The 26,505-nt window shown below is 59.5% G+C and carries 21 protein-coding genes; 6 read left to right on the top strand and 15 right to left on the bottom strand.

Annotation, left to right across the window (positions count from 1 at the left end):
• Positions 1-86: 86 nt before the first annotated feature.
• Positions 87-1,391 carry a 23S rRNA (uracil(1939)-C(5))-methyltransferase RlmD gene (gene rlmD / locus CWM57_RS07195; protein WP_100675837.1) on the bottom strand — a complete coding sequence of 435 codons (1,305 nt, stop codon included), beginning with the start codon at positions 1,389-1,391 and terminating at the stop codon, positions 87-89.
• 112 nt (positions 1,392-1,503) lie between these two features.
• Here rlmD and barA point away from each other — a divergent pair, with 112 nt between their 5' ends.
• Positions 1,504-4,254, top strand: a complete 2,751-nt coding sequence (barA, locus tag CWM57_RS07190; protein WP_100631341.1) for a two-component sensor histidine kinase BarA — start codon at positions 1,504-1,506, stop codon at positions 4,252-4,254.
• A 157-nt stretch (positions 4,255-4,411) separates the two neighbouring features.
• On the opposite strand, the gene CWM57_RS07185 is transcribed toward barA, so the two are convergent.
• The 8 genes from CWM57_RS07185 to syd form a co-directional block, all read right to left on the bottom strand.
• A complete protein-coding gene (locus tag CWM57_RS07185) occupies positions 4,412-5,551 on the bottom strand; it encodes a glycerate kinase (protein WP_100675836.1) in 1,140 nt (379 codons plus the stop codon).
• 72 nt (positions 5,552-5,623) lie between these two features.
• On the bottom strand, positions 5,624-6,964 hold the full coding sequence (gene gudD, locus CWM57_RS07180) for a glucarate dehydratase (RefSeq protein ID WP_074387731.1): 1,341 nt from the start codon (positions 6,962-6,964) through the stop codon (positions 5,624-5,626).
• Between the two features lie 17 nt (positions 6,965-6,981).
• The gene (locus tag CWM57_RS07175; RefSeq protein ID WP_100631340.1) at positions 6,982-8,322 is read right to left on the bottom strand and encodes an enolase C-terminal domain-like protein; all 1,341 of its coding nucleotides are present in this window, start codon (positions 8,320-8,322) and stop codon (positions 6,982-6,984) included.
• Positions 8,319-9,677: an MFS transporter gene (locus tag CWM57_RS07170; RefSeq protein WP_061153492.1), complete on the bottom strand. Its 1,359-nt coding sequence runs from the start codon at positions 9,675-9,677 to the stop codon at positions 8,319-8,321. Before CWM57_RS07170 ends, CWM57_RS07175 begins: the two co-directional genes overlap by 4 nt.
• A 471-nt stretch (positions 9,678-10,148) precedes the next feature.
• The gene (locus CWM57_RS07165; RefSeq protein ID WP_008806253.1) at positions 10,149-10,592 is read right to left on the bottom strand and encodes a flavodoxin; all 444 of its coding nucleotides are present in this window, start codon (positions 10,590-10,592) and stop codon (positions 10,149-10,151) included.
• A 4-nt stretch (positions 10,593-10,596) separates the two neighbouring features.
• Positions 10,597-11,391 (bottom strand): tRNA pseudouridine(65) synthase TruC, encoded by a 795-nt coding sequence (gene truC, locus CWM57_RS07160; RefSeq protein ID WP_008806254.1) that lies wholly within the window; start codon positions 11,389-11,391, stop codon positions 10,597-10,599.
• Positions 11,391-11,720: a YqcC family protein gene (locus CWM57_RS07155; RefSeq protein ID WP_008806255.1), complete on the bottom strand. Its 330-nt coding sequence runs from the start codon at positions 11,718-11,720 to the stop codon at positions 11,391-11,393. Before CWM57_RS07155 ends, truC begins: the two co-directional genes overlap by 1 nt.
• Positions 11,721-12,351: 631 nt before the next feature.
• Positions 12,352-12,897, bottom strand: coding sequence for a SecY-interacting protein (gene syd / locus CWM57_RS07150; RefSeq protein ID WP_061153491.1), 546 nt, complete (start codon positions 12,895-12,897; stop codon positions 12,352-12,354).
• 68 nt (positions 12,898-12,965) lie between these two features.
• On the opposite strand from syd, the gene queF reads away from it, so the two are divergent.
• From queF to CWM57_RS07125, 5 genes are all read left to right on the top strand, one after another.
• Positions 12,966-13,811 carry an NADPH-dependent 7-cyano-7-deazaguanine reductase QueF gene (queF, locus tag CWM57_RS07145; protein ID WP_061153490.1) on the top strand — a complete coding sequence of 282 codons (846 nt, stop codon included), beginning with the start codon at positions 12,966-12,968 and terminating at the stop codon, positions 13,809-13,811.
• A gap of 111 nt (positions 13,812-13,922) precedes the next feature.
• The gene (ppnN, locus tag CWM57_RS07140) at positions 13,923-15,290 is read left to right on the top strand and encodes a nucleotide 5'-monophosphate nucleosidase PpnN (protein ID WP_074387729.1); all 1,368 of its coding nucleotides are present in this window, start codon (positions 13,923-13,925) and stop codon (positions 15,288-15,290) included.
• Between the two features lie 508 nt (positions 15,291-15,798).
• A complete protein-coding gene (locus CWM57_RS07135; RefSeq protein ID WP_061153488.1) occupies positions 15,799-17,088 on the top strand; it encodes an HAAAP family serine/threonine permease in 1,290 nt (429 codons plus the stop codon).
• A 65-nt stretch (positions 17,089-17,153) separates the two neighbouring features.
• A complete protein-coding gene (locus CWM57_RS07130; protein ID WP_100675835.1) occupies positions 17,154-18,521 on the top strand; it encodes an L-serine ammonia-lyase in 1,368 nt (455 codons plus the stop codon).
• Between the two features lie 138 nt (positions 18,522-18,659).
• Entirely contained in the window at positions 18,660-19,601 is a 942-nt protein-coding gene (locus CWM57_RS07125; RefSeq protein WP_002915261.1) for an aliphatic sulfonate ABC transporter substrate-binding protein, read from the top strand.
• A 45-nt stretch (positions 19,602-19,646) separates the two neighbouring features.
• Here CWM57_RS07125 and CWM57_RS07120 read toward each other — a convergent pair whose 3' ends face one another.
• The 6 genes from CWM57_RS07120 to CWM57_RS07090 all read right to left on the bottom strand — a co-directional run bounded on the left by CWM57_RS07120 (position 19,647) and on the right by CWM57_RS07090 (position 26,491).
• Complete coding sequence (locus CWM57_RS07120; protein WP_100675834.1) at positions 19,647-20,870, bottom strand: acyl-CoA dehydrogenase family protein; 1,224 nt, start codon at positions 20,868-20,870, stop codon at positions 19,647-19,649.
• A 10-nt stretch (positions 20,871-20,880) separates the two neighbouring features.
• Positions 20,881-22,302, bottom strand: a complete 1,422-nt coding sequence (locus CWM57_RS07115) for an MFS transporter (protein ID WP_074387726.1) — start codon at positions 22,300-22,302, stop codon at positions 20,881-20,883.
• Positions 22,303-22,495: 193 nt separating this feature from the next.
• Positions 22,496-23,374, bottom strand: coding sequence for a MetQ/NlpA family ABC transporter substrate-binding protein (locus CWM57_RS07105; RefSeq protein WP_100675832.1), 879 nt, complete (start codon positions 23,372-23,374; stop codon positions 22,496-22,498).
• The gene (locus tag CWM57_RS07100) at positions 23,371-24,069 is read right to left on the bottom strand and encodes a methionine ABC transporter permease (protein WP_008806263.1); all 699 of its coding nucleotides are present in this window, start codon (positions 24,067-24,069) and stop codon (positions 23,371-23,373) included. The genes CWM57_RS07105 and CWM57_RS07100 overlap by 4 nt, the downstream gene beginning before the upstream one ends.
• Positions 24,066-25,088, bottom strand: coding sequence for a methionine ABC transporter ATP-binding protein (locus tag CWM57_RS07095; RefSeq protein ID WP_032733728.1), 1,023 nt, complete (start codon positions 25,086-25,088; stop codon positions 24,066-24,068). The genes CWM57_RS07100 and CWM57_RS07095 overlap by 4 nt, the downstream gene beginning before the upstream one ends.
• Positions 25,085-26,491, bottom strand: a complete 1,407-nt coding sequence (locus tag CWM57_RS07090; protein WP_004890067.1) for an LLM class flavin-dependent oxidoreductase — start codon at positions 26,489-26,491, stop codon at positions 25,085-25,087. The genes CWM57_RS07095 and CWM57_RS07090 overlap by 4 nt, the downstream gene beginning before the upstream one ends.
• Positions 26,492-26,505 lie beyond the last annotated feature (14 nt).

Raw genomic sequence — 26,505 nt, 5'->3', positions numbered from 1 at the left:
GCAAGCCTCAACTTTCTACATGTCATCCTGCAGGTCGCGTCAGCATTGACGGCCAGGGTGGCTCTTCTGCGACGTTGTGAATGACCTTATGTAAGCCTGCGCTCAAACAACACCATTGATTCCAGATGACCGGTATGCGGGAACATATCCAGCATCGCCAGGCGTTGAATCTGATATCCAGCCTGCAACAGGGTTTCGCTGTCTCGCGCCAGCGTCGCCGGGTTGCAGGAAACATACACCACCCGCCGCGGTGCCAGTTTTATAATATGCGGCATCACGCCCGGCGCGCCGGCGCGGGCCGGGTCCAGCAGCACTTTATCAAAGCCGTGCTTCGCCCAGGCCTGACGGGTGACATCCTCTTCCAGATTTTCATGGAAGAAAGTGACATTTGATAAACCATTGAGGGCGGCGTTTTCCCGCCCCTTTTCTACCAGCGCAGGCACCCCTTCCACCCCCACCACGTGGGCGGCGCGAGTCGCCAGCGGCAGGGTAAAATTGCCCATTCCGCAGAACAGATCCAGTACCCGGTCCTCTGGCTGCAGATCCAGCCATTCCAGCGCAGTACGCACCATCTGCTGATTCACGCCGTCGTTGACCTGGATAAAATCCCGCGGACTGAACACTAAGCGTAGTCCGTCTGAGGTATACCATGGTGCTTCGCCATGAATATGTTCCAGTATCTCGCTTTGCGGCGCGAGGTACAGGGAAAGACCGTGAGTTTGCGAAAAGCGTTCCAGTTTTTCCCTGTCGCCCGCTGGCAGGGCAGCGGTATGGCGCAGCACCATCAGCGGGCCGTTGTCCGCCTGCACCAGCTCGACATGGCCGAGGTGGCGTAATGCGCTCAGCGCGCTTAAGCACTCGCGCACGGCAGGCAGCAATGCCTCAAGTTGGGGCGCCAAAACAGGGCATTGCACCACGTCGACGATCGCTTTGGCGTTGGCCTGGCGAAAACCCATCTGCAATTGTTGGGTCTTTGGCTGATAATTCAAGCTTAAGCGCGCGCGACGGCGGTAGCCCCACGGCACGCCGGCGATGACCTCATCCACCTCACGCTTCATCAGCCGCGCCAGCGCGGCGCGTTTACTTTGCTGCTGAAGCACGACGCTGGCATGCTGTTGTTGGCAACCGCCGCAGACGCCAAAATGCGGGCAGCGCGGCGCCTGGCGCTGCGGGCTGTCGGTTAGACGGCGTTTCACCTGGGCGCGGGCATACTGTTTTTTGTCTTCCACCAGCACCACCTCGGCCTGCTCCTGCGGCAGCACACCGCTCACGAACAGCGCCTTTCTCTGGTGGCGGGCAACGCCCTGACCAAAGGGATCGAGGTCATTGACTGTAACGGTTATGATCTGGCGCGTCGTCACACGCCGTTTTGCAGAGTAGAATTGCGCCATCGTAGAGAGTTGTCTCAATCAAATAAAACGAGCTCGTTCAGGGCGGCAGTGCCGCGAAGCGCACCGACGCGCACAGAACGATGATGTCTATATTCTCCCATAATGGAACCGCATGACCAACTACAGCCTGCGTGCTCGCATGATGATTCTGATACTGGCGCCAACCGTCCTGATTGGGCTGTTGCTCAGTATTTTCTTTGTTGCTCATCGTTATAACGACCTGCAACGCCAGCTGGAGGACGCCGGCGCCAGCATTATTGAGCCGCTGGCGGTCTCCAGCGAATATGGCATGAATTTGCAAAACCGCGAATCCATCGGCCAGCTGATCAGCGTCCTGCATCGGCGTCATTCGGAGATCGTGCGGGCCATCTCGGTATATGATTCGCATAACCGGCTGTTTGTCACCTCCAATTACCAGCTCAACCCCAGCGAACTGCAGATCCCCAAAGGCGAGGCATTTCCCCGCCATCTCAGCGTCATCCGCGACGGTGACATCATGATCCTGCGCACGCCGATCGTCTCGGAAAGCTATTCGCCTGATGAGTCCCCCGAATCTGACGCCAAAATGCCGGGCAATATGCTGGGCTACGTCGCGCTGGAGCTGGATCTGAAATCAGTCCGCCTCCAGCAGTACAAAGAGATTTTCATCTCCAGTGTGATGATGCTGTTCTGCATTGGCATCGCGCTAATCTTCGGCTGGCGCCTGATGCGCGACGTCACCGGGCCTATCCGCAATATGGTCAACACCGTCGACCGCATCCGCCGCGGACAACTGGACAGCCGGGTCGAGGGTTTTATGCTCGGCGAACTGGATATGTTGAAAAACGGCATTAACTCGATGGCCATGTCGCTGGCGGCCTACCATGAGGAGATGCAGCACAACGTCGACCAGGCGACCTCCGATCTGCGGGAAACCCTTGAGCAGATGGAGATCCAGAACGTTGAGCTGGACCTGGCGAAAAAGCGCGCCCAGGAGGCGGCGCGCATTAAGTCTGAGTTCCTGGCCAATATGTCCCACGAACTGCGCACCCCGCTCAATGGGGTGATCGGCTTTACCCGCTTGACGCTGAAAACCGATCTCAACGCCACGCAGCGCGACCACCTGACCACCATCGAACGTTCGGCCAATAATCTGCTGGCGATCATCAATGACGTGCTCGACTTTTCCAAGCTGGAAGCCGGGAAGCTGATTCTGGAGAGTATTCCGTTCCTGCTGCGCACCTCGCTTGATGAAGTGGTCACCCTGCTGGCGCATTCCGCGCACGATAAAGGGCTGGAGCTGACGCTGAACATTAAGAACAATGTGCCGGATAACGTCATTGGCGACCCGCTGCGTCTGCAGCAGATTGTGACCAACCTCGTGGGCAATGCGATTAAATTCACCGAGCACGGCAATATCGACGTGCTGGTGGAGCAGCGGGCCATCAGCAACTCGCGGGTACAGATCGAAATTCAGATCCACGATACCGGCATCGGCATCCCTGAGCGCGACCAGTCCCGACTGTTCCAGGCCTTCCGTCAGGCCGATGCCAGCATTTCACGCCGGCACGGCGGCACCGGGCTTGGGCTGGTGATCACCCAGCGTCTGGTCAAAGAGATGGGCGGCGATATTTCGTTCCACAGTCAGCCGAACCGCGGCTCCACCTTCTGGTTCCATATCAGCCTTGATCTCAACCCAAACGCCATTCCGGATATGCTGAACACCGACGGGCTGACGGGCAAACGTCTGGCCTATGTGGAAGCCAACGCGACGGCGGCGCAATGTACGCTGGAGATGCTGGCCGCCACGCCGCTGGAGGTGATCTACAGCCCTACCTTCTCCTCGCTGGCGGAAGCGCAGTACGACATTCTGCTGGTCGGCATCCCGGTCTCAATGCGCGATTTGTCGCCGCACCGGGAAAAATTAGTCAAAGCCCGTGCGATGTCTGACAACGTGCTGCTCGCTCTGCCATGTCATGCCCAGGTCAGCGCCGAAGCCCTGAAGCGCGACGGCGTCGCGGCCTGCCTGTTGAAACCGCTCACTACCACCCGTCTGCTGCCGGCGCTGGTGGCCACCAATCATGCGCCGGCTTCCGCGCCGTTGACGCAGGCCGACAGCCATAAGCTGCCGATGACCGTGATGGCCGTCGACGACAATCCGGCTAACCTGAAGCTGATTGGCGCCCTGCTGGACGACCTTGTGCAGCAGGTGATCCTCTGCGACAGCGGCCAGCAGGCCGTGGACCAGGCCAAGCGGCTGCAGATGGATCTGATCCTGATGGATATTCAGATGCCGGATATGGACGGCATCCGCGCCTGCGAGCTGATTCATCATCTGTCACATCATCAGCAGACCCCGGTGATTGCAGTCACCGCGCACGCCCTGGAGGGCCAGCGGGAGAAGCTGTTGAGCGCCGGCATGAACGATTATCTGGCGAAGCCGATTGAAGAAGAGAAACTGTACGCCCTGCTGCTGCGCTATCAGCCCGGCCTGCACAGCGTCGCTCCGGCGGCGCTACCGCCCGCAGAGCCGGTCATCGACCATAACCTGACGCTTGACTGGCAGCTGGCGCTGCGTCAGGCCGCCATGAAGCCGGATCTGGCGCGGGAAATGTTGCAGATGCTGATCGCCTTTATGCCGGAGGTGCGTAATAAAGTGGAAGAGCAGCTGGTCGGCGAGCAGCCGGAAGGGCTGGTGGATCTGATCCACAAACTGCACGGCAGCTGCAGCTACAGCGGCGTGCCGCGGCTGAAAAAGCTCTGTCATACCCTGGAGAGTCAGCTGCGGGCGGGTACCGCCGCCGAGGATCTGGAGCCGGAGCTGCTCGAGCTGTTAGACGAGATGGATAATGTGGCCCGCGAAGCGTGCCGGATGGGAGTGTAAACCCCGGATAGCGGCGCTACGCGCCTCATCCGGGCTACGCCCTACGGTCCAGTACTCGGTTGGTAGCCCCGGTAAGCGTAAGCGCCACCGGGGACGGTTCCCGGATCGCGGTGCTACGCACCTTATCCGGGCTACAAATACCACTGCGCCAGCCGGGTTACCGCTTACCGCCCATCTGCAAAACCGCGGCGACGTTACGCGCCGTCATCCGCAGGTTGGCGGCGGCATTGGCCAGCGCTTCATCCAGGGTACAGATGGTATATAACACGCTGAATACCGCATCCAGTCCGTGCTGATGCACCACCCCGACATCGGCGGTAAGGCTGCCGGCAATCCCAATCACCGGGACGTTAAAACGCTTCGCCACCTTCGCTACCCCCACCGGCACCTTGCCGTGGATCGTCTGGCTATCGATTCGCCCTTCGCCGGTGATCACTAAATCGGCATCCGCCACCCGCGTCGCCAGCTGCAACGCATCGGTGACGATCTCAATGCCCGGGCGCAGCGTTGCGCCACAAAACGCATACAGTGCCGCCCCCATGCCGCCCGCCGCGCCGCCGCCTTCCAGGCTCAGCACATCGATATCTAAATCGCGGGCGATAATCCGGGCATAGTGCAGCAGGCCGCTGTCGAGGCGGTCGATCATCTGCGTCGTCGCCCCTTTTTGCGGGCCGAACACCGCGCTGGCCCCCTGCGGGCCGGTTAGCGGGTTGGTGACGTCGCAGGCCACCTCAATCCGGCAATCTGCCAGCTGCGGATCGAGTTCGCTAAGGTCGATACGCGCCAGCGTCTCCAGCGCGCCGCCCCCGGAGGCGATTTGCTGGCCGTCGGCGGTCAACAGTTTCGCCCCCAGCGCCTGCGCCATCCCGGCGCCGCCGTCATTGGTCGCACTGCCGCCAATGCCAATAATGATCTGCCGCACGCCGGCGTCCAGCGCGTGGCGGATCAGCTCCCCGGTCCCCCAGGAGGTGGTCAGCAGCGGATTACGCTGCGCCGGCGGGACACTCTCCAGCCCGCTGGCTGCCGCCATTTCGATAAAGGCGCACTGGCGATCGCCGGACAGCCCATAAAATGCCTCAACCGGTTCACCCAGCGGCCCGGTGACCGTCAGCGGAACCTGATGCCCGCCGGTCGCCGCCACCATGGCTTCCACCGTCCCTTCACCACCGTCGGCAACCGGCAGCTTGACGTACTCCGCGTCAGGATAAATCTCGCGAAAGCCTTGCTCTATCGCCGTGGCCACTTCCAGCGCGCTCAGACTCTCCTTCCAGGAATCCGGTGCGATCACTATTTTCATGTGCTGTCCTTACTCTGAGCCAACCCCTGGCGCTGTCGTGCAATGCCGGCCCCCGCAGAGGCCGGCGGCCTTTTAGCGCACCATGCATGGACGCTTGTTGTCAAAGGTCCAGCCCGGGATCAGATACTGCATCGCCATCGCATCGTCGCGGGCGCCAAGACCATGTTTCTTATATAGCTCATTTGCCTGCATCACGCGGTCCATATCCAGCTCAACCCCCAGGCCCGGGGTACTCGGTACCTGCACCATACCGCCTTTTATTTCAAAAGGTTGTTTGGTCAGACGCTGGTTGCCCTCCTGCCAAATCCAGTGGGTATCAATCGCGGTGATTTTGCCCGGCGCCGCTGCCGCGACATGGGTGAACATCGCCAGCGACACGTCGAAGTGGTTATTGGAGTGCGATCCCCAGGTCAGGCCGAACTCATGGCACATCTGCGCCACACGCACCGACCCCTGCATGGTCCAGAAGTGCGGGTCCGCCAGCGGGATATCCACCGACTGCAGGGACAAGGTATGGCCCATCTGTCGCCAGTCGGTGGCGATCATATTGGTCGCGGTCGGCAGGCCCGTCGCGCGGCGGAACTCGGCCATCACTTCGCGGCCAGAGAAACCTTGTTCGGCGCCGCATGGGTCTTCCGCATAGGCCAGCACGCCCTTCAGCTGTTTACCAATCTGGATGGCTTCCTCCAGCAGCCAGGCGCCGTTCGGGTCGAGAGTGACGCGGGCATTCGGGAAGCGTTTCGCCAGGGCGCTGATCGCCTCAGCTTCTTCAAAACCGGCCAGCACGCCGCCCTTCAGCTTAAAGTCGTTGAAGCCATATTTTTCATACGCCGCTTCCGCCAGGCGGACCACCGCATCCGGCGTCATCGCCTCTTCATGGCGCAGGCGATACCATTCGCACTGCTCATCCAGCTGGCTCTGATAGGCCAGCGGCGTGGCGTGGCGGTTGCCGACAAAAAACAGATAGCCCAGCATTTCGACTTCGCTGCGCTGCTGGCCATCGCCAAGCAGAGAAGCGACATTGACGCCAAGGTGCTGGCCCAGCAGGTCCAGCAGCGCCGCTTCAATCCCGGTGACCACGTGAATGGTGGTACGCAGGTCGAAGGTCTGCAGGCCGCGGCCCCCGGCGTCACGGTCTGCAAACTGGTTGCGCACCGCGCCCAGCACATTCTTGTACTCGCCCAGCGTTTTGCCCACCACCAGCGGCGCGGCATCTTCCAGGGTCTGGCGGATTTTTTCGCCACCGGGGATTTCGCCGACGCCGGTATGCCCGGCGTTATCTTTGATAATCACAATATTGCGGGTGAAGTACGGGGCGTGCGCGCCGCTCAGGTTCATCAGCATGCTGTCATGGCCGGCAACCGGGATCACCTGCATGGTCGTAACAACGGGCGTTGAAGTGAAAGTCGTCATAGCATCATCCTTTTTAATTAGTGGCGGCCGAAAACGGGACGTTTGCGGTCGAATGTCCAGCCGGGGATCAGGTACTGCATCGGGCCTGCGTCGTTGCGCGCGCCGCCCGGCAGCGCTTTATAGGCCTCATGGGCTTTGCGCACCTGCTCCCAGTCAAGTTCCACGCCGAGTCCCGGCGCGTCTGGCACGGCAATCTTGCCGTGAATAATCTGCAGCGGATTTTTGGTCAGGCGCGCGTCGCCCTCCTGCCAGATCCAGTGGGTGTCAATGGCGGTGGGGTTGCCCGGCGCGGCGGCGCCGACGTGGGTAAACATCGCCAGGGAAATATCAAAGTGATTGTTGGAATGGCAGCCCCAGGTGAGCCCCCAGTCGTCACACAGTTGCGCCACCCGTACTGCGCCGGAGAGCGTCCAGAAATGCGGGTCCGCCAGCGGGATGTCGACGGCGTTGAGCATCACCGCATGACCCATTTCGCGCCAGTTGGTGGCGATCATATTGGTGGCGACCGGCAGCCCGGTGGCACGACGGAACTCGGCCATCACCTCCCGGCCGGAGAAGCCTTGCTCGGCGCCGCACGGATCTTCGGCATAGGTCAGGACATCCTGCAGCCCTTTGCACAGCGCGATGGCCTCATCCAGCAGCCAGGCGCCGTTCGGGTCGACGGTGATGCGCGCATCCGGGAAACGCTTTTTCAGCGCCCGGGCGGTGTCGATCTCCTGCTCGCCGGGCAGCACGCCGCCTTTCAGCTTAAAGTCTTTGAAACCGTAGCGATCCTGGGCGGCTTCCGCCAGACGCACTACCGCCTCGCTGCTCAACGCCTGCTGATGACGCAGGCGGTACCATTCATGATCGCCCGGCGTATGGTCCAGATAGCCAAGGTCGGTTTTCTGCCGATCGCCAATATAAAACAGGTAGCCCAGCACGGTGACGGCATCACGCTGCTTACCCGGCCCCAGCAGCTCGCAGACCGGCACCTTCAGCACCTGGCCGAGCAGGTCGAGCAGCGCCGCTTCCAGCGCCGCCACCGCGTTAACCTTCAGTTCGAAGGTCCACGCCCCTTTGCCAAAGGTATCGAAATCCGCCGCCTGATTGCCTTTATGCACCTGCTGCACCACGCGATTGAGCCGGGCGACCTCCTGGCCCACCACCTGCGGGATCGCCGCCAGCAGCGTCTGGTAGATAACCTCCCCACCGGGCGCTTCGCCAACGCCGGTGTGGCCGGCGTTATCGGTCAATACCACGATATTGCGGGTAAACCAGGCGTTGTGCGCCCCGCCGATGTTCAGCAGCATGCTGTCGTGCCCGGCCACCGGAATGACCTTCATCTCTGTGATAATCGGGCTGGATTGGGTCGTCATGATGAGCGCCCCACCACAGGTTTCAGTTCGATGCGTTTGATATCGCCCACCAGCACCAGGTAGCTCAGCACCGCCACCAGGGCATGGATGCCGACGTAGATCAGCGCGCCGTTGAACGAGCCGGTGGTGCCAACGATATAGCCGATGGCGATGGGAGTGACGATACCGGAGATATTGCCGAACATGTTGAACAGACCGCCGGAGAGACCGCTAATTTCTTTCGGCGCGGTATCCGCCATCACCGCCCAGCCGAGCGCGCCAATCCCTTTGCCGAAGAAGGCCATTGCCATAAAGCCGATCACCATCCACTCCACATTGACATAGTTACACATCAGCATGGTCATGGAGAGCAGCATCCCCAGCACGATCGGCGTTTTGCGCGCGATGTTCAGCGAGCCGGTGCGGCGCATTAACCAGTCGGAAATCACCCCGCCCAGCACCCCGCCGACAAAGCCGCACACCGCCGGAATCGACGCGACAAAGCCGGCTTTGAGGATCGACATACCGCGCGCCTGCACCAGATATACCGGGAACCAGGTGATAAAGAAGTAGGTTAAGGCGTTGATGCAGTACTGACCGATATAGATGCCGATCATCATCCGCGATCCGATCAGCTGTTTGATCTGCCCCATTTTGACGCTAAACGGCACTTTCTGCGCGCTGCTCTTCTGATCCATGTTGATCAGCGCCCCGCCTTCGGCGATATAGTCCAGCTCTTTCTGGTTCACGCCCGGATGGTTGTTCGGATCGTGGATCACTTTCAGCCATACAAAGCTGATCACGATCCCCAGGCCGCCCATAAAGAAGAACACGTGCGACCAACCCACCTCATGCGTCAGCCAGCCCATGATCGGCGCGAAGATAACGGTGGCAAAGTACTGGGCGGAGTTAAAAATCGATACCGCCGTCCCCCTCTCCTGCGCCGGGAACCAGGCGGCGACGATACGGCTGTTGCCGGGGAATGACGGCGACTCGGCAAGGCCGACGAGGAAACGCAAAGTGAACAGCGCGATGATAATGCCAAAGCCGCTGAAGATATCGACGAAGCCCTGCAGCAGGGTAAACATCGACCAAATGAAGATCGACCAGAAATAGACGCGCTTCGAACCGAAGCGGTCGAGCAGCCAGCCGCCCGGGATCTGGCCGATGACATAAGCCCATGAGAACGCGGAGAACACATACCCCATGCCAACAGGATCGAGGCCGATATCTTTGGCCATTTCCGAACCGGCGATCGACAGCGTCGCCCGGTCACCATAGTTAAAAGAAGTGACGATAAACAGCATCACCACTATCCAGTAGCGGGCGTTGGTGCGCTTTTCAGCCGCCGTCGCCGCCTGACTTAATGAACTCATTGTTGTACTCCTGAATCATAGCGTTTAGCTACGTTCATTCTGAACAGCACAACCTGTAGGGTAATCAGAATGACGTGGTCGTGTTTTGATAGTTGTCGTTATATCTGGCACTGCATTTATCACTGGCTGGAGCAGTATATGAAGAGGCACACCGCGGCTCACCGTGCATCTACACAGCTTTTACGCCGCTATTACAGGTGGTTTGTGGCGAATGCCTGAAAGAATGGGGGGAAGTTCACGGAAATGAAAAACCAGCGCCGCTGGAGCCGCAAAGCGCAGCAAAAAGAGCCGGAGTGTGAAATACCTCACTTGACCCGGTGAAACTGGCTGGCTTAAGCCATGATATTGCTAAGGATATTGTGGCGTTTGCCTAAAGGCGTGGCGCCAGGAACGCGCTACCATTGTGACGTCCGCATATCTGGCCGCGACGTATTGAAAGAGCGCCCTCTGCGTAGGGAGAGGGCAGCGCTTTTATTCGAGCAGGGTGGCCCACTGCTCAACCCACGGATTGGAGACGCTCTCCGGCTCCGGGTCTTCGCTGGCGTCAATCTTCAGCATCTCGCCGATGCGCTTCGCGCCCTGCTCCTGCAGCAGCTGGTCGAACTTCAGCCCACCGCCGCAAAAGTTAGCATAGGTGCTGTCGCCGAGCGCGATAATGCCGTAGCGCAGATGGGGCTGATACATATCTTTCATCCCCTCATACAGCGGGACAATGCTGTCCGGCAGATCGCCCTGCCCGGTGGTGGAGGTGACCACCAGCACATATTTACCAGTATAGGATTCCCAGTCGTTGACCTGCGGATCCTCATACACGGTTGCCTTGTGTCCCAGTCCGCTGAGGATCGCTTCCGCTTCTTCCGCGACCAGCAGCGAGTTGCCGTACATGGTGCCGACAAAAATTCCGACTTCCGCCATGCTATTATCTCCCTGGATTGACCTTATTCCCTTCATCCTGACCGCAGTCGTCGGCAAACTCAACCCTTTCATTTAGCGGGAGAAGCCCGCGCCAGCCAAACTGCGACAGGGCGCGCATCCAGACCTCGTCAAAACCGGCGCGCAGAGTCAGCGGCTCGCCGGTAAACGGATGGGTTAGCGACAGCTCGCTGGCGTGCAGCATCAGGCGGTGACAGCCAAAATGTTCCGCGGCGCTGCGGTTTTGCCGCAAATCGCCGTGCTTGCTGTCGCCAAGGATCGGATGACGCAGATGGGCAAGATGGCGGCGCAGCTGGTGCTTACGGCCGGTTTTCGGCTCCAGTTCCACCAGCCCGTAGCGCGTAGTGGGATAACGCCCGGTTGCCACCGGCATCTCCACCGTCGCCAGGCCGCGGTAGTGGGTCACCGCCGGCTGCGGATCTTTGTCCTCACGAGCAAATTTATCGGCGATTTTATCCAGCTCTTCCACCAGCGGGTAATCCAGCAGCGCTTCGTCCATCAGCCAGCCGCGAACGATCGCATGATAGCGCTTCTGGATCTGATGCTGTTCAAATTGCTGCGCCAGCAGCCGGCCCGCTTCGCTCGACAACCCCATCAGCAGGACGCCGGAGGTGGGCCGGTCGAGACGATGGGCGGTAAAGACATGCTGGCCAATCTGATCGCGCACGGTCTGCATCACCACCACTTTCTCGTCGCGATCGAGCCAGCTGCGATGTACCAGCCAGCCCGAGGGTTTGTTGACCGCCACCAGCCAGTCGTCCTGGTAGATAATCTCCAGCATCAGGCCTGCTCACCGGCAAACAGCGCATCTAACAGCAGAAGTTCCGCCAGCATGGATTCGCGAACCGGGTGGGCCTGATCCAGGGCCATCTCGTAATAAGGCGCGACGGCAAAATTTTGCGGCAGCGGCTGACCGCTCTCCAGCAGCTGATGCATACGCGGGATCAGCACCCATTGCAGCCACTCCAGCGGCTCCAGGGTATCCAGGCAAAACGGCTTATCGCTGGCGAAGGCGCTGCTGTCCGGCGCCGTCGCCTGCCAGTGCTCTGTTTCGCGCAGCAGGGCTTCAATGGCGCGCAGGCGATCGCGCACGCTATCGTGAAGAGTCATGGGAAACCTCGATGAGTTAAAAACCGGGCGCAGGATAGCAAATCCGCAGAAGAAATAAAAAAAGGGAGCACTGTAAAAACAGTGCTCCCGGTTCGTTTTGCAGCATTCCCGCTACATTGGTGCTCCCTGCTCGTCCTTGAAAACTTTTCCTGAGGTCTCCTGACCAATGTTCATCCATAAACTCGTGCATCCTGCTTTCACACCACCCCGATGTGAAATGACTTATCCATAAGTTTGTCCCGATCTTCCTGATCCACCGTTCATCCTGAGCGGCTCTCGTTCTCCATCCTGGAGGTGTCCATTACGCGATCCTGCGTTATCCTTGCTTCATCCTGAAGCCTGTCCTTGCAACGCCATCCTGGCGGGTCCTGCAGAAGCGCCATCATCCTGATGTTCGCTTCATTTCGCGACTCCCTGTCGACAGACATAGGATCACTGATTCTGCCTCGTCTTACAACCCTTCTTGAGACAATCTCTTAAGATTAGTCCCCACTCAAAAGGACGAATAAATTAAGATCTGATTTAATACCAATGAGTTATAAAAAAATGAAGGGATTAAATTTGCCTTAAATGATGACGATCTCTTACAGGTTTTGTAAGAGATCTCTCACAAACGACCAGGTAGACTGGATTACAGAACCGGCTCAAGGTGGCTAAGGAAACTCGCAAGCGAGGGGGAAAGCGTGATGCGTTTGGCGGTACCGAGGGTCTCTTTGATCACCTCGCCGCTGAGATTACAGACGGAAATAACATCCCGTTCACTCTCGAGGGTGGCGATAAACAGCGTCGGAGCCAGCTTCAAGCGCTTCTGTACCACCAGGTGCCCGATTAAGTTTTCCTGCACCCGCTGGAAATCCTCTTCACTCCAGGTCTGCAGCAGCGTCAGCGTTTCGCCGTCAAACCGGCCGGTCATGTCGCCGGCAAACTGAGTGGTATAATAAGAATGAAGCGGCTGTTGTACCACAATATCCAGGGCGCGTTCAACCGCGCTAATATTTTGCGCCAGCGAAAACGGCTGCGGCTGCCAGAATACGGCCTCACCCTGGGTATCAACGACGCAAGGCGACGGGACGCCGTAAAGCTCTTCACTACGCGGCAGGCTGTTACGCTGCTGCTGCCAGGCGGCGCAATAACGTTGGGTAAAAGCGCGCAGCGCTTCTGCGGTCTGATGGTCCACCGGTTTCTCTCTTCACGTTAGACAGGATACACTGGAGAGATAGTGTACCCGCTTTACTATGGTGAAACATGTCTTCTTACGATAATCATCAGGCGCTGGCCGGCCTGACGCTCGGTAAATCAACCGATTACCGCGATACTTATGACGCCTCGCTACTGCAGGGCGTTCCGCGCAGCCTTAACCGCGATCCGCTGGGCCTGCATGCCGATAACCTGCCGTTTCACGGCGCCGATATCTGGACGCTGTACGAACTCTCCTGGCTGAACGCCAAAGGTCTGCCGCAGGTCGCTGTCGGCCACGTCGAGCTACCCGATACCAGCGTCAATCTGGTGGAGTCGAAAAGCTTTAAGCTGTACCTCAACAGCTTTAACCAGACGCGTTTCGCCAGCTGGCAGGACGTTGCAGAGACGCTGACTCGCGATCTCAGCGCCTGCGCGCAAGGTGAGGTCAAGGTGTCGCTGTATCGGCTGGATGAACTGGAAGGCCAGCCGATCGCCCATCTGCACGGCGCCTGCATCGACGATCAGGATATCGAGATCGATAACTATCAGTTCAGCGCCGACTATCTGCAGGGCGCCGCCAGCGGCAAAATCGTGGAAGAGACGCTGGTCAGCCATCTGCTGAAATCCAACTGCCTGATCACCCACCAGCCGGACTGGGGCTCGGTGCAGATCCAGTATCGGGGGGCGAAAATCGACCGTGAGCAGCTCCTGCGCTATCTGGTCTCATTCCGCCACCATAACGAATTCCATGAGCAGTGCGTCGAGCGCATCTTTAACGATATTCTCCGTTTCTGCCAGCCGGAATCGCTTTCCGTTTACGCCCGCTATACGCGACGCGGCGGTCTGGATATCAACCCCTGGCGCAGCAACGGCGACTTTTCCCCCGCCACTGGCCGCCTCGCCCGACAATAATAAATAATTTCACAATTTGCGTGCGTTTAGGCGCGCGCAAGGTTGTGGAAACGCCGTTCGCAGGGCTATTGTAATCACAGGAAGACCATAAGCGTCCTGTAAGGAGTTCACTTGATTACACATGTTAGCCCGCTTGGTTCAATGGATATGCTGTCGCAGCTGGAAGTGGATATGCTTAAGCGCACCGCCAGCAGTGACCTGTATCAACTCTTTCGCAACTGCTCGCTTGCTGTGCTCAACTCGGGGAGCCTGACCGATAACAGCAAGGAGCTGCTCTCCCGTTTTGAAAACTTCGATATTAACGTGCTGCGTCGCGAACGTGGCGTGAAGCTGGAACTGATCAACCCGCCGGAAGAAGCTTTCGTTGACGGGCGCATTATCCGTTCCCTGCAGGCCAACCTGTTTGCCGTGCTGCGCGATATCCTGTTCGTTTACGGCCAGATCCACAATACCGTTCGCTTCCCGAACCTCGATCTGGAAAGTTCGGTCCATATCACCAACCTGGTGTTTTCGATCCTGCGCAACGCCCGCGCGCTGCACGTCGGCGAAGCGCCGAACATGATCGTCTGCTGGGGCGGCCACTCCATCAATGAAAACGAATATCTCTACGCCCGCCGCGTCGGTACCCAGTTGGGACTGCGCGAACTGAACATCTGCACCGGCTGCGGGCCTGGCGCGATGGAGGCACCGATGAAAGGCGCCGCCGTCGGCCACGCGCAGCAGCGCTACAAAGACAGCCGCTTTATCGGCATGACCGAACCGTCCATCATTGCCGCAGAACCGCCGAACCCGCTGGTCAACGAACTGATCATCATGCCGGATATCGAAAAGCGTCTGGAAGCCTTCGTGCGTATCGCCCACGGGATCATTATCTTCCCGGGCGGCGTCGGTACTGCCGAAGAGCTGCTCTACCTGCTGGGTATTCTGATGCACCCGGAGAACAAAGCGCAGGTGCTGCCGCTGATCCTCACCGGACCGAAAGAGAGCGCCGACTACTTCCGCGTGCTGGACGAGTTTATCACCCATACTCTGGGCGAGTCCGCCCGTCGTCACTATCGGATCATCATCGACGATCCGGCGGAAGTGGCGCGGCAGATGAAAAAAGCGATGCCGCTGGTGAAAGAGAGCCGCCGCGAAACCGATGATGCCTACAGTTTCAACTGGTCGATTCGCATCTCGCCGGACCTGCAGATGCCGTTCGAACCGACCCATGACAACATGGCCAATCTCAAGCTCTCCCCGGACCAGCCAGTAGAAGTGCTGGCCGCCGACCTGCGTCGCGCCTTCTCCGGGATTGTCGCGGGTAACGTCAAAGAGGTGGGCATCCAGGCCATTGAGCAGTACGGTCCTTACAAGCTGCATGGCGACCCGGAGATGATGCGCCGCATGGACGATCTGCTGCAGGGCTTCGTCGCCCAGCATCGTATGAAACTGCCGGGCGGCACCGCCTACATTCCTTGCTACGAAATCATCGCCTGATTTCTCGCTCTCCCGCCGGGGTATCTTCTGCAGCCTGCCCCCGGCGGGCTCTCTTCCTCTGACTTCCAGAACGCGCTAAAAACCTTTCTGTTATTATTCAGTCACCTGAATCATTTCTACATAGCCAATCGTTTGCGTTTGTAAAAACTGCGACAATTATCACTGCAAAAAATGGTTTTAAGCGCAAAAACGTCGACTACTTCTCTTTTTTACAGTAAATCCCTCGTTATTACGCCGCTCCGCTTTTATCTCATATGCTGCAAATGGTAGCCTGCGCGCCACAAATCGCTGGCTGATCACCAGAAACAGGCTGTTGGACTAAAAATACGCACATTGAAAGTGGATTATTGCATTTGAGATCGCGATCACTGATGCATTAACCATATAAATGTATCTTTCCGGCCCAATTATTACGGAGAAAATTTCTAAAAAACCGTAATCAAACGAATTTCATGTTACGTAATTGTATTTGTTCATTAGATTTTGTTGATTCCTCCAGGAGATACAGATGGAAACCACTCAAACCAGCACCATCGTTTCGGGCGAAACCCGCAGCGGATGGCGTAAAACCGACACCATGTGGATGCTGGGCCTGTACGGTACAGCGATCGGCGCGGGCGTCTTATTCCTGCCGATCAACGCCGGCGTCGGCGGCATGATCCCCCTGATTATCATGGCGATTCTGGCCTTCCCGATGACCTTCTTCGCTCACCGCGGCATGACTCGCTTCGTCCTCTCCGGGAAAAACCCGGGCGAAGACATCACCGAAGTGGTGGAAGAACACTTCGGCGTAGGCGCCGGGAAACTGATTACCCTGCTCTACTTCTTCGCTATCTACCCGATCCTGCTGGTGTACAGCGTGGCGATCACTAACACCGTCGAAACCTTCATGGCGCACCAGCTGCACATGACGCCGCCGCCGCGGGCCATTCTGTCGCTGATCCTGATCGTCGGCATGATGACCATCGTGCGTTTCGGTGAGCAGATGATCGTTAAGGCAATGAGCATCCTGGTGTTTCCGTTCGTTATCGCCCTGATGATTCTGGCGCTGTACCTGATCCCGCAGTGGAACGGCGCGGCGCTCGAGACGCTCTCCCTGAGCGGCGCTTCCGCAACCGGCAAAGGCCTGCTGATGACCCTGTGGCTGGCGATCCCGGTGATGGTCTTCTCCTTCAACCACTCGCCGATCATCTCCTCCTTCGCGGTCGCTAAGCGTGAAGAGTACGGCGAAGGCGCTGAGAAGAAATGCTCCAGCATCCTGGCTCGCGCTCACATCATGATGGTGTTGACCGTCATGTTCTTCGTCTTCAGCTGCGTCCTGAGCCTCTCTCCGGCAGACCTCGCGGCGGCGAAAGAGCAGAACATCTCGATTCTGTCTTACCTGGCAAACCACTTTAACGCGCCGGTTATCGCCTGGATGGCGCCGATCATCGCGATGATTGCTATCACTAAATCCTTCCTCGGCCACTATCTGGGCGCCCGCGAAGGCTTTAACGGCATGGTGATTAAGTCCCTGCGCGGTAAAGGCAAATCGATCGAAATCAACAAACTGAACAAGCTGACCGCGCTGTTCATGCTGGTGACCACCTGGATTGTGGCGACGCTGAACCCAAGCATCCTCGGGATGATCGAGACCCTCGGCGGCCCGATTATCGCGATGATCCTGTTCCTGATGCCGATGTATGCGATTCAGAAAGTACCGGCTATGCGTAAATACAGCGGCCATATCAGCAACGTCTTCGTGGTGATTATGGGCCTGATTGCCATCTCCGCGATCTTCTACTCGCTGTTCAGCTAATTCAGTCAATACCTCCCCCCGCGCCGCTTAACGGCGGCGCGCTTTCCGACAGCACGGGAATACATATGATCAGCGTATTCGATATCTTTAAAATCGGCATTGGCCCTTCCAGCTCCCATACCGTTGGACCGATGAAAGCGGGCAAACAATTTACTGACGATCTGATTGCACGCGGCCTGCTGGCCGACGTCAGCAAAGTCGTCGTCGACGTCTACGGCTCCCTCTCCCTGACCGGTAAAGGCCACCATACCGATATCGCGATTATCATGGGCCTCGCCGGCAACCTGCCGGATACCGTCGACATCGACGCCATTGCAGGCTTTATTCAGGACGTTAACACCCACGGCCGCCTGATGCTGGCCAACGGTCAGCACGAAGTGGACTTCCCGGTCGATCAGTGCATGAATTTCCATGCCGACAATCTGTCGCTGCATGAAAACGGTATGCGCATCACCGCCCTGGCCGGTGACAAGGTGCTCTACAGCCAGACGTATTACTCCATCGGCGGCGGCTTCATCGTTGATGAAGCGCACTTCGGCCAGACCACCGACGCGCCGGTTGCCGTCCCTTACCCCTATAAAAACGCCGCCGACCTGCAGCGTCACTGCCGTGAAACCGGGCTGTCGCTCTCCGGCCTGATGATGCAGAACGAACTGGCGCTGCACAGTAAAGAAGCGCTGGAGCAACACTTTGCCGCGGTGTGGGAAGTGATGAGCGCCGGTATCGAGCGCGGCATCACCACCGAAGGCGTCCTGCCGGGCAAACTGCGCGTCCCGCGCCGGGCCGCCGCGCTGCGCCGCATGCTGGTGAGCCAGGACACCACCAACAGCGATCCGATGGCGGTGGTGGACTGGATTAATATGTTCGCCCTGGCGGTGAACGGAGAGAACGCCGCCGGCGGCCGGGTCGTTACCGCGCCAACCAACGGCGCCTGCGGTATCGTGCCGGCGGTGCTGGCCTACTACGACAAGTTTATCCGCAAGGTGAACAGCAACTCCCTGGCCCGCTATATGCTGGTCGCCAGCGCGATTGGTTCGCTGTATAAGATGAACGCCTCCATCTCCGGCGCTGAAGTCGGCTGCCAGGGCGAAGTGGGCGTCGCCTGCTCGATGGCGGCAGCCGGTCTGGCAGAACTGCTGGGCGGCAGCCCGGGTCAGGTGTGCATCGCGGCAGAAATCGCCATGGAGCATAACCTCGGCCTGACCTGCGACCCGGTTGCCGGCCAGGTGCAGGTGCCGTGTATCGAACGCAACGCTATCGCCGCCGTGAAAGCGGTCAACGCCGCGCGAATGGCGCTGCGCCGGACCAGCGAGCCGCGCGTCTGCCTCGATAAAGTGATCGAGACCATGTACGAAACCGGTAAAGACATGAACGCCAAGTACCGGGAAACCTCTCGCGGTGGCCTGGCAATGAAGATCGTCTCCTGCGATTAATCCCCCGACCCGGCACGCCTCGGCGTGTCGGGTCATCGTCCTGAATAACTCTTTTTGTTATATCAATAAAATTTTAGTTATTTAATGGTTATAAGCGCTGTTTGTTACCTTACGCAAAACCGCTAAGGAGAACAGACAATGTCCAACCGATTCCGCCCCGCATGGCTGCTGGTCCTCGCCGCCCTCTCTACCTCCGCGCTGGCCAAAGCGCCGGAAACCGTCAACATCGGTTATCAAAAAGCGAATATCTTCGCGCTGCTGAAGTATCGCGGCACGCTGGATGAGAGCCTGAAAAAACAGGGCATTGCCGTACGCTGGGTCGAATTCCCCGCCGGACCGCAAATGCTGGAGGGGCTGAACGTCGGTAGCATCGATCTGGCCGCGACCGGCGATGCGCCTCCGGCCTTTGCCCAGGCGGCGCAAGCCGATCTGGTCTACCTTGCCCACTCCCCCGCTAACCCGAAAACGGAAGCGATTGTGGTGCCTGAACAGTCGGCAATCCACAGCGTGGCCGATTTGAAAGGCAAGCGCGTGGGATTGAACAAGGGGTCTGACGTCAACTACCTGCTGGTTGCCGCACTGGAAAAAGCGGGCCTCAGCTATAAAGACATCACCCCGGTCTATCTGCCGCCGGCGGACGCCCGCGCCGCTTTCCAGCGCGGGGCGATTGATGCGTGGGTGATCTGGGATCCGTTCCTCGCAGAAGTGGAAACCAACGCGAAAGCCCGACAGATCCGCAATGCCGAGGGGCTGGTGCCGCACTACACCTTCTATCTCGCCAGCCGTAAGTTTGCGGATACCTATCCGGAGACGGCAAAGCAGGTGGTCGATGAGCTAGGCAAACTCAGCGCGTGGGCGAACAGCCATCAGGACGAAGCCGCCGGGCTGCTGTCGACCTCAACCGGGCTGGATAAAGCCATCTGGCTGAAGACCCTGGCCCGCCTGCCCTACGGTGCCGAACGCATGACGCCGGCGGTGTATAACGAACAGCAGGCGCTGGCGGATACCTTTACGCGCATCGGCCTGCTGCCGGTGAAAGTCGACGTGCGCAGCGCCACCTGGTCGCTGGATAAACCTTGATTTTCCTGACGACGGGAAGCACTGCGCCTCCCGTCGCCGACAGGCTTACCCCGCCGTTTTCTCACCATTGCCTATCTGCCAGATAAAGGTGGGCGCTTCACCGTTCACCAGCCAGTTACCGATATTACGTGCCTTATAAATCACTGGATTATGCGAGGCGACCGTCCGCGCATTGCGCCAGTGGCGATCCAGCGCAAGGCGAGTTCGCGTATCCGACGCCCCGAGGGCATTAAACAGCTCCGTCGCCGCCCGCGGGATCCAGTCGCTGGCGATCACCTGCGCCTGCGCCGCTTCCACTTCCGCCAACTGGTTACGCCGGGCGATCAGCGCTTCGTCGTCGCTGACGTGCGCCACATAGGCCTGCTGCAGCGATTCCGCGGCCTGCAGGACCGCGGCCCGGGTCGCCCATGCCCAGCTGCTGATCTGCCCAACGACCTGCAGAACCTGAACGTCATCGCGCGGCACGGCGGCGTTGCCGTGGCTGTACATCCGGGAGCGATGTTTGACGCCCTGCGCGGCATCCCGCTCAACCGCCAGGCCAATGCCCGCGAGGGTCGCCAGCAGTACATGCTGGTAGAAAGCGGTCTGATAGCGAAAGCGCTGGGCAAAATCATAAACATGTTCGGTTTCCACCCTGGCGCCGGTAAAGCGGGTGGTTCCGCTGCCGGTCAACCGCTGGCCAAAGCCATCCCAGTCATCTTCCCGCACCACGCCGGTCTGCTGGGTACTGACCAGGGCAATCACGTCGCCGGCGGTATCACTGCGCCGGGCAAACACATCGATCCAGTCGGCGTATAACGCGCCGGTGCTGTAAAACTTCTCGCCGTCGAGTCGCCAGCCGCCCTCTGTCGGCGTCACCCTGGTGTTCACCTCTCCCAGCTTCACCGCGCCGATCTCCGTCCAGCCGCTGCCCACCAGCTCACCGTCGAGGAAGCGACGAAACCAGCGGTCGCGCCCGGCGGAATCCGGCTGATTCAGTTGATCTTCCACAAAGGCAAAGTGCGCGCGCAGGGCCTGCGGCAGGTTAGAGTCCGCTTGCGCCAGCTCGATCAGTAGCGCGCTGAGCTGCGGCAGCGAAGCGCCCCAGCCGCCCTTCTCGCGCGGGATACGCAGCGTGCCGAAGCCCGCTTCCTTCAGCCAGCGGATCGGCTCATCGGGCAGAGTGCGCTGCTGTTCGCGCTCCGCGGCGCCCTGGGCGATACGGGTGAATATCGGGCGGAAGGTGGCCGCCAGTGCGTCATAATCGGTGCCTGTGGAGAGCAAGGTCATTGTCAGTTCCTTATTCATGGATTGCGTCGATATCTTCTCGCGTCGGTTCATGACGGACCGCCAGCAGGAAGAAAATGGGAATAATGGCGGCAAGCGAGACCACCCAGAACATCTGCGTGCCGAGCGAGGCCTGCAGCAGCGGCAGAATAAACAGCGCCAGCGCGCTGCCGATCCCGGAGAGCGCCCGGCTGAAACCGACCCCGGTGGCGCGAATGGCAGTAGGATAGGAGAGCGCCGGGTAGATCATCAGCTGCGCACCCGGGCCAAACCCTTCGGCGAACAGCCACAGCCCCAGCATCGCGATGGCCAGCACGATGCCTGCCGTCGCGTGCGGTTGCCCCACCAGCGCCAGCACAATCAGCGCCACAAACTGCAGGGCGAAGCCGGCTATCGCCACATGACGCGAAGGATATTTCCACGCCAGATGCATACCGAGCAGCCCGCCGGTAAAAGCAAACAGGGCGTTCAGCCCCAGCGATGCCGAAATAGTTTCGAAGACGCCAGCCCCGAGGAACTGGGCAAGAATTGACGGCAGGAAAAAGGCAATCGCCGTGTACTCGAAGGAGATACAGATATTCATCACCCCGGCGACGATAGTCCGCTCACGGTAGGGTTTTTCGAACAGCACGCGGAAGCTCACTTTCGGCGCTGGCGCGGGTTTCGCCGCCGGGACCTCATGGGCATGGATCCCCCAGGAATCGCGTAAAATACGCACCGCAGAGGTCAGATCGCCCTGGTTCGCCGCCCACAGCGGGGATTCGTTCATAAACCGACTGCGGACGGCAATAATCAACAGTGCCGGCACGGCGCCGAACAGCAGGGAGGCGCGCCACAGCCAGTCAAGATGCTCCTGCGGCAGCAGGAAATAGAGGCCGAAGATAATGAGAAAGCAGACGGTTGAGGCGGCGTACCACATCGGGCACCACGCCGCGAGACGAGCCGCTTTGTTGCCTTTGCCGGCAAAGCGGGAAAACTCGGCCAGATAGGACATCGCCACTGGCAGGTCGATGCCGACGCCGATGCCCATCAGGAAGCGGGCGCCAATCAACACCCAGACGTTCGGCGCCAGCCCGGCGGCGATAGCCGAAATCACGAAAAAGAACATATCGGCCATAAAGACCGAATAGCGACCATATTTATCGGTCAGCCAGCCGCCGATAATATTGCCGACGATGGTCCCGACCATAATGGAAGAGGTCACCAGGCCGGTCAGCAGCGGTGAGAGCTGGAATTCACGCACAACGTCATCAATACCGTAGGAGAGCGTGGTTAAGTCATACGCGTCGAGAAAGACGCCCCCCAGCGCGAGGAAGACAATCATCCGCGCATATTTCGCTTGTTCCTTGCCGGAATTAATTAGCCGCGCCACATCCCCGACGCTACTGACCGGTACCGAAGCGATACCGGGATTATCCACTGGAAATGTACTCATTTTTTCACCTTATTATTTTGTGCAGGTCATTAGCGGTTATAGACCGCGCGCGGCGAGAATCAAAACAACAAATCATTATATAAAAATCAATATAATCAATAAGTTAATAAATATTACCGGCACAAAAAGGACGCGCTTTCGCGCATCCTCAAGGGAAATAAATAACAACGAAAATAGACGTCGTGCAGGATGCTTATTCCGTGGACACCGGAACTAATACGTCTTTTACCAGCGGGTCATCGGTGGTTTTTAACCACGTCTGGATCCGTGGGTCAGAAAAAGCCTGTTTTAATTTGACGATATTTTCCTGCGATAAATACGGCGTACCAATCACTAATTGCGAAGCAAAGGTGCGCGGCGCCGGCGGGAATAATATGCCTTTCTCCCGCGGGACTTTCCCGGCGTCAAATTGCGAGACATAGCCGATGGCGGCATCCACCGAATTTAACGCCCGCGGCATGGTCAGCAGATCCAGCTCTTTAAAGACAAACTGATGCGGGTTACCGACAATATTTTTCAGCTTCGCCGTGCGCGGCTCCACCGCCGGGTCGAGCGAGATCAACCCAATGCGCTGGAGCAGCCACAGAGCCTGCCCCTGATTGGCGCCATCGTCAGGCACGACGATGGTCGCGCCGTTGGGTAACGCCTGTACCGACGAGTAGCGGTCGGAATAGATGCCGAACGCCCACTGGAACACCGGCACCGTGGTCGACAGCGCAAAGCCGTTAGCGTCCACCACCTGTTTAAGCCACCACTGATGCTGATAGATCGTCCCGGCATACTGTCCTTCCGCTACCGCGCGGTCAGCCTGGACCGGATCCTGCACTCCCACCGCCTCCAGTTTCAGACCGTAATCGGGCGCAATATGCTGATTAATATACTCAATGATCCGCTGCTCTCCAGCCATCGCCGGCTCGTAGTGAATTTTTAACGTGCTGCCGAAGACCACCTGCTGGCTTTGGGAATGTCCCCGCCACCACCAGAAGGCGATGGCGAGCAGGATAATCACCGCCAGCGCCGCCAGCCAGGGCCAGCGCCGCGCTTTACGTAACTCAAATTGCTCTGTTGTCATACAAGGTTCCCCTGCGTGTGGCGTAAACGGTTGACCAGACGGTCACCCAAAAATTGAATCAACTGGATCGTGGCGATCAGGGCAACGATCGTCGCGATCATGATGTGGTTGTCGAAGCGCTGATAGCCGTACACCACGGCCAGGTAACCGATGCCGCCAGCGCCGATGGTCCCGGCGATAGCCGAATACTCAATCATCGAGACCAGGTTTAGCGTCACCGCCGCCACCAGCGCGGGCAAGGCTTCACTGAGCTGCGCGCTGGCAATGATTTGCCAGCGCGACCCGCCGCAGACGACGCCCACTGCGGTGACCTCCGCCGGCAACTCGCGCAGCGCGTTCTCCACCAGACGGCCAAAGAACGGGACGCCGGCGGCGATCATCGGCACCACCGCGGCGGGGATGCCAATCGTGGTGCCGGTCAGCCAGTATGTGAACGGGATAATGGCGGCCATCAGCACCAGAAATGGCAGCGAACGTCCCATATTGACCACCCAGTTCAGCAGCCGGTACAGCAGCGCGTGCGGAAATAACCCCCGCGGCGAGGCGTTAAACAACACCACCCCCACCAGCCCTCCCAGCGTGACGACAAACAGCATCACAATGGCCACCATCAGCCAGGTTTCGCCATAAGCGGGGAGCAGCAGCGAAGGGATTTCGCCCCAGGGGGTATCCTGGCTGATGACTGTCGGTTTCATACCGCCTCCCTGAGCAATGGCGCGCTGTCGAGGATCTCCGCCGTAATGCCGAGCTGCGCCAGCAGACCCTGCAGTCGCGCGGGCGACAGGCGTTCGCCCTGAAAGCGCACTCCGGCCTGCAGGCGACCGGCCAGCCGACCATTGATCACCTCGACGTGACCGCCAAGGAGATCGATCTGCAGCGCCCACTGCTGGCTCAGGCGGCTGATCCAGTCGGTGGCCACCGGCACATCCCAGCGGTAACTCAGACGCAACAGCAGATCGCTGTGGGCCGCTGCCGCCGGCGTCAGCGGCAACAGCTGCTGGCCGAGCAGAGAATCGGGACGCGCCAGCAGATCTTCGATCCGCCCGTACTGGACGATCGTCCCGTCGCGGATCTCCGCTACCGCATCCGCCGCCGTGCGCACCGCGTCCATTTCATGGGTGATCAGGACGATCGCCAGCTGGTACTCGTCACGCAGCCGCTTGAGCAAAGCCAGCACCGAGGCCGTGGCCTGAGGATCGAGGCCGGAGGTGGCTTCATCCGCCAGCAGAACGGACGGGCGCAGCGCCAGCGCGCGGGCAATGCCGATCCGCTGGCGCTGGCCGCCTGAGAGCTGGGCCGGCCAGGCATCCGCTTTGTGGCTCAGACCGACGCTCTCCAGCAGCTCGCCAACCCGCGCCTTGATATCGCGCTCCACCACACCCAGCCACGCCAGCGGCAGGGCGACATTCTCCCAGGCGGTCCTGCGGCTCAGCAGCGCCGAAGACTGGAAAACGGTGCCAATCGCCCGCCGTTCCCGGCGCAGCGCCTCGCCGGACAGCGCCGACAGATCCTGGCCATTGATACGAATGCTGCCGCTGTCCGGTTGCTCCAGCAGGCTGATGCAGCGCGCCAGGGTTGATTTACCGGCGCCGCTCGGCCCCACCACCGCGGTGATGGAGCGCTCAGGCACCTGCAGCGACAGCCCTTTCAGCACCGCGCTGAGCCGGCCATCCGCCGTGCGGTAACTTTTATGCAGGTCATCGATAGCGATCATGTCACCTTCTCCTCTACCGATGCCGCCGTGCGCGCATCGCGGCGGTAGCTGGCGCCCGGGTGAGGCGCGGCCAGACGCGGGCCGGCGCCGAACAGTTTTTCGCGCAGGGTCCCCTCGCGGTACTCCTGCTTAAAGACGCCGCGCTTTTGCAGCTCAGGCACCAGCAGCTCGACGACGTCGCGGAAGGTTTCGTGAGTGACGGCATAGGCGAGGTTAAAGCCATCGACGTCCGTCTCTTCGACCCAGGACTGCAGTTCGTCCGCCACGGTTTGCGCGCTGCCAACCACCAGCGGACCGAAGCCGCCGATCCCCGCCCAATCGGCCAGGGCCTGCACCGTCCACTGGCGGTTCGGATCAGCGGTCGAAAAGGCCTCCACCGCCGACTGAATGGCGTTGGTGTGCAGATACTTCAGCACCTGATCCGGCTGATACTGGCCGAAATCGATCCCCGTCCAGCCGGAGAGCAGCGCCAGCGCGCCTTCATAGCTGACGTACTGCTTATATTCCTGCCACTTCGCCTGCGCCTCGCGGTCGGTGTCGCCGACAATCACCGTCTGCAGGTTGAAGATCAGGATGCTGTGCGGATCTCGCCCCGCTTCAGCTGCCCGGCGGCGAATATCCGCCACCGTCTTCTTCAGCAGCACCTTCGACGGCGCTGCGACGAAGACGCATTCGGCATGGCCGGCGGCGAACTGTTTGCCGCGGCTGGACGCCCCCGCCTGATACAGCACCGGCGTGCGCTGCGGGGATGGCTCGCAGAGGTGGATCCCCGGCACGGAAAAGAACTGTCCCTGATGGTTAATGGGATGGATTTTCCGCGGATCGCTGAAGATCTTCCGCTCTCTGTCGCGCAGCACCGCCCCGTCCTCCCAGCTTCCCTCCAGCAGTTTGTAGATCACCTGCAAATACTCATCGGCATAGTCATAGCGGGTGTCATGATCGGTCTGAGTCTGCTGGCCGATATTGCGCGCCCCGCTCTCCAGATAGGAGGTGACGATATTCCAGCCCACCCGCCCTTTGGTCAGATGATCGAGCGTCGACAGACGACGAGCGAAGGGGTAAGGATGCTCAAACGACAGCGAGGCGGTCAGGCCGAAGCCCAGATGCTCCGTCACCAGCGCCATCGGGGTGATCAGTGCCAGCGGATCGTTGACAGGAACCTGCGTCGCCTGGCGGATCGCCGCGTCGCCGCTGCCGTTCAGTACGTCATAGATCCCCAGCACGTCGGCGATAAACAGCCCGTCGAACTTGCCGCGCTCCAGCAGCCGCGCCAGATCCACCCAGTACTCCAGATCTTTATACTGCCAGGAGCGATCCCGGGGATGCGCCCACAGGCCCGGCGACTGATGGCCGACGCAGTTCATATCGAAAGCGTTAAGACGAATTTCACGTTGTGATGACATAGCAATCTCCATAG

The organism is Klebsiella sp. G-Nf4, assembly GCF_002810615.1.
Lineage (GTDB): Bacteria > Pseudomonadota > Gammaproteobacteria > Enterobacterales > Enterobacteriaceae > Klebsiella > Klebsiella variicola.
The sequence above is the reverse complement of the archived record's forward strand: the minus strand, read 5'-3'. Positions and strand labels throughout refer to the sequence as shown.

Excerpts from the sequence above, each read along its gene's own strand:
- rlmD (WP_100675837.1), bottom strand. The coding sequence starts at position 1,391 with ATGGCGCAATTCTACTCTGCAAAACGGCGTGTGACGACGCGCCAGATC.
- barA (WP_100631341.1), top strand. The coding sequence starts at position 1,504 with ATGACCAACTACAGCCTGCGTGCTCGCATGATGATTCTGATACTGGCG.
- CWM57_RS07185 (WP_100675836.1), bottom strand. The coding sequence starts at position 5,551 with ATGAAAATAGTGATCGCACCGGATTCCTGGAAGGAGAGTCTGAGCGCG.
- gudD (WP_074387731.1), bottom strand. The coding sequence starts at position 6,964 with ATGACGACTTTCACTTCAACGCCCGTTGTTACGACCATGCAGGTGATC.
- CWM57_RS07175 (WP_100631340.1), bottom strand. The coding sequence starts at position 8,322 with ATGACGACCCAATCCAGCCCGATTATCACAGAGATGAAGGTCATTCCG.
- CWM57_RS07170 (WP_061153492.1), bottom strand. The coding sequence starts at position 9,677 with ATGAGTTCATTAAGTCAGGCGGCGACGGCGGCTGAAAAGCGCACCAAC.
- CWM57_RS07165 (WP_008806253.1), bottom strand. The coding sequence starts at position 10,592 with ATGGCGGAAGTCGGAATTTTTGTCGGCACCATGTACGGCAACTCGCTG.
- truC (WP_008806254.1), bottom strand. The coding sequence starts at position 11,391 with ATGCTGGAGATTATCTACCAGGACGACTGGCTGGTGGCGGTCAACAAA.
- CWM57_RS07155 (WP_008806255.1), bottom strand. The coding sequence starts at position 11,720 with ATGACTCTTCACGATAGCGTGCGCGATCGCCTGCGCGCCATTGAAGCC.
- queF (WP_061153490.1), top strand. The coding sequence starts at position 12,966 with ATGTCTTCTTACGATAATCATCAGGCGCTGGCCGGCCTGACGCTCGGT.
- CWM57_RS07135 (WP_061153488.1), top strand. The coding sequence starts at position 15,799 with ATGGAAACCACTCAAACCAGCACCATCGTTTCGGGCGAAACCCGCAGC.
- CWM57_RS07130 (WP_100675835.1), top strand. The coding sequence starts at position 17,154 with ATGATCAGCGTATTCGATATCTTTAAAATCGGCATTGGCCCTTCCAGC.
- CWM57_RS07125 (WP_002915261.1), top strand. The coding sequence starts at position 18,660 with ATGTCCAACCGATTCCGCCCCGCATGGCTGCTGGTCCTCGCCGCCCTC.
- CWM57_RS07120 (WP_100675834.1), bottom strand. The coding sequence starts at position 20,870 with ATGACCTTGCTCTCCACAGGCACCGATTATGACGCACTGGCGGCCACC.
- CWM57_RS07115 (WP_074387726.1), bottom strand. The coding sequence starts at position 22,302 with ATGAGTACATTTCCAGTGGATAATCCCGGTATCGCTTCGGTACCGGTC.
- CWM57_RS07105 (WP_100675832.1), bottom strand. The coding sequence starts at position 23,374 with ATGACAACAGAGCAATTTGAGTTACGTAAAGCGCGGCGCTGGCCCTGG.
- CWM57_RS07100 (WP_008806263.1), bottom strand. The coding sequence starts at position 24,069 with ATGAAACCGACAGTCATCAGCCAGGATACCCCCTGGGGCGAAATCCCT.
- CWM57_RS07095 (WP_032733728.1), bottom strand. The coding sequence starts at position 25,088 with ATGATCGCTATCGATGACCTGCATAAAAGTTACCGCACGGCGGATGGC.
- CWM57_RS07090 (WP_004890067.1), bottom strand. The coding sequence starts at position 26,491 with ATGTCATCACAACGTGAAATTCGTCTTAACGCTTTCGATATGAACTGC.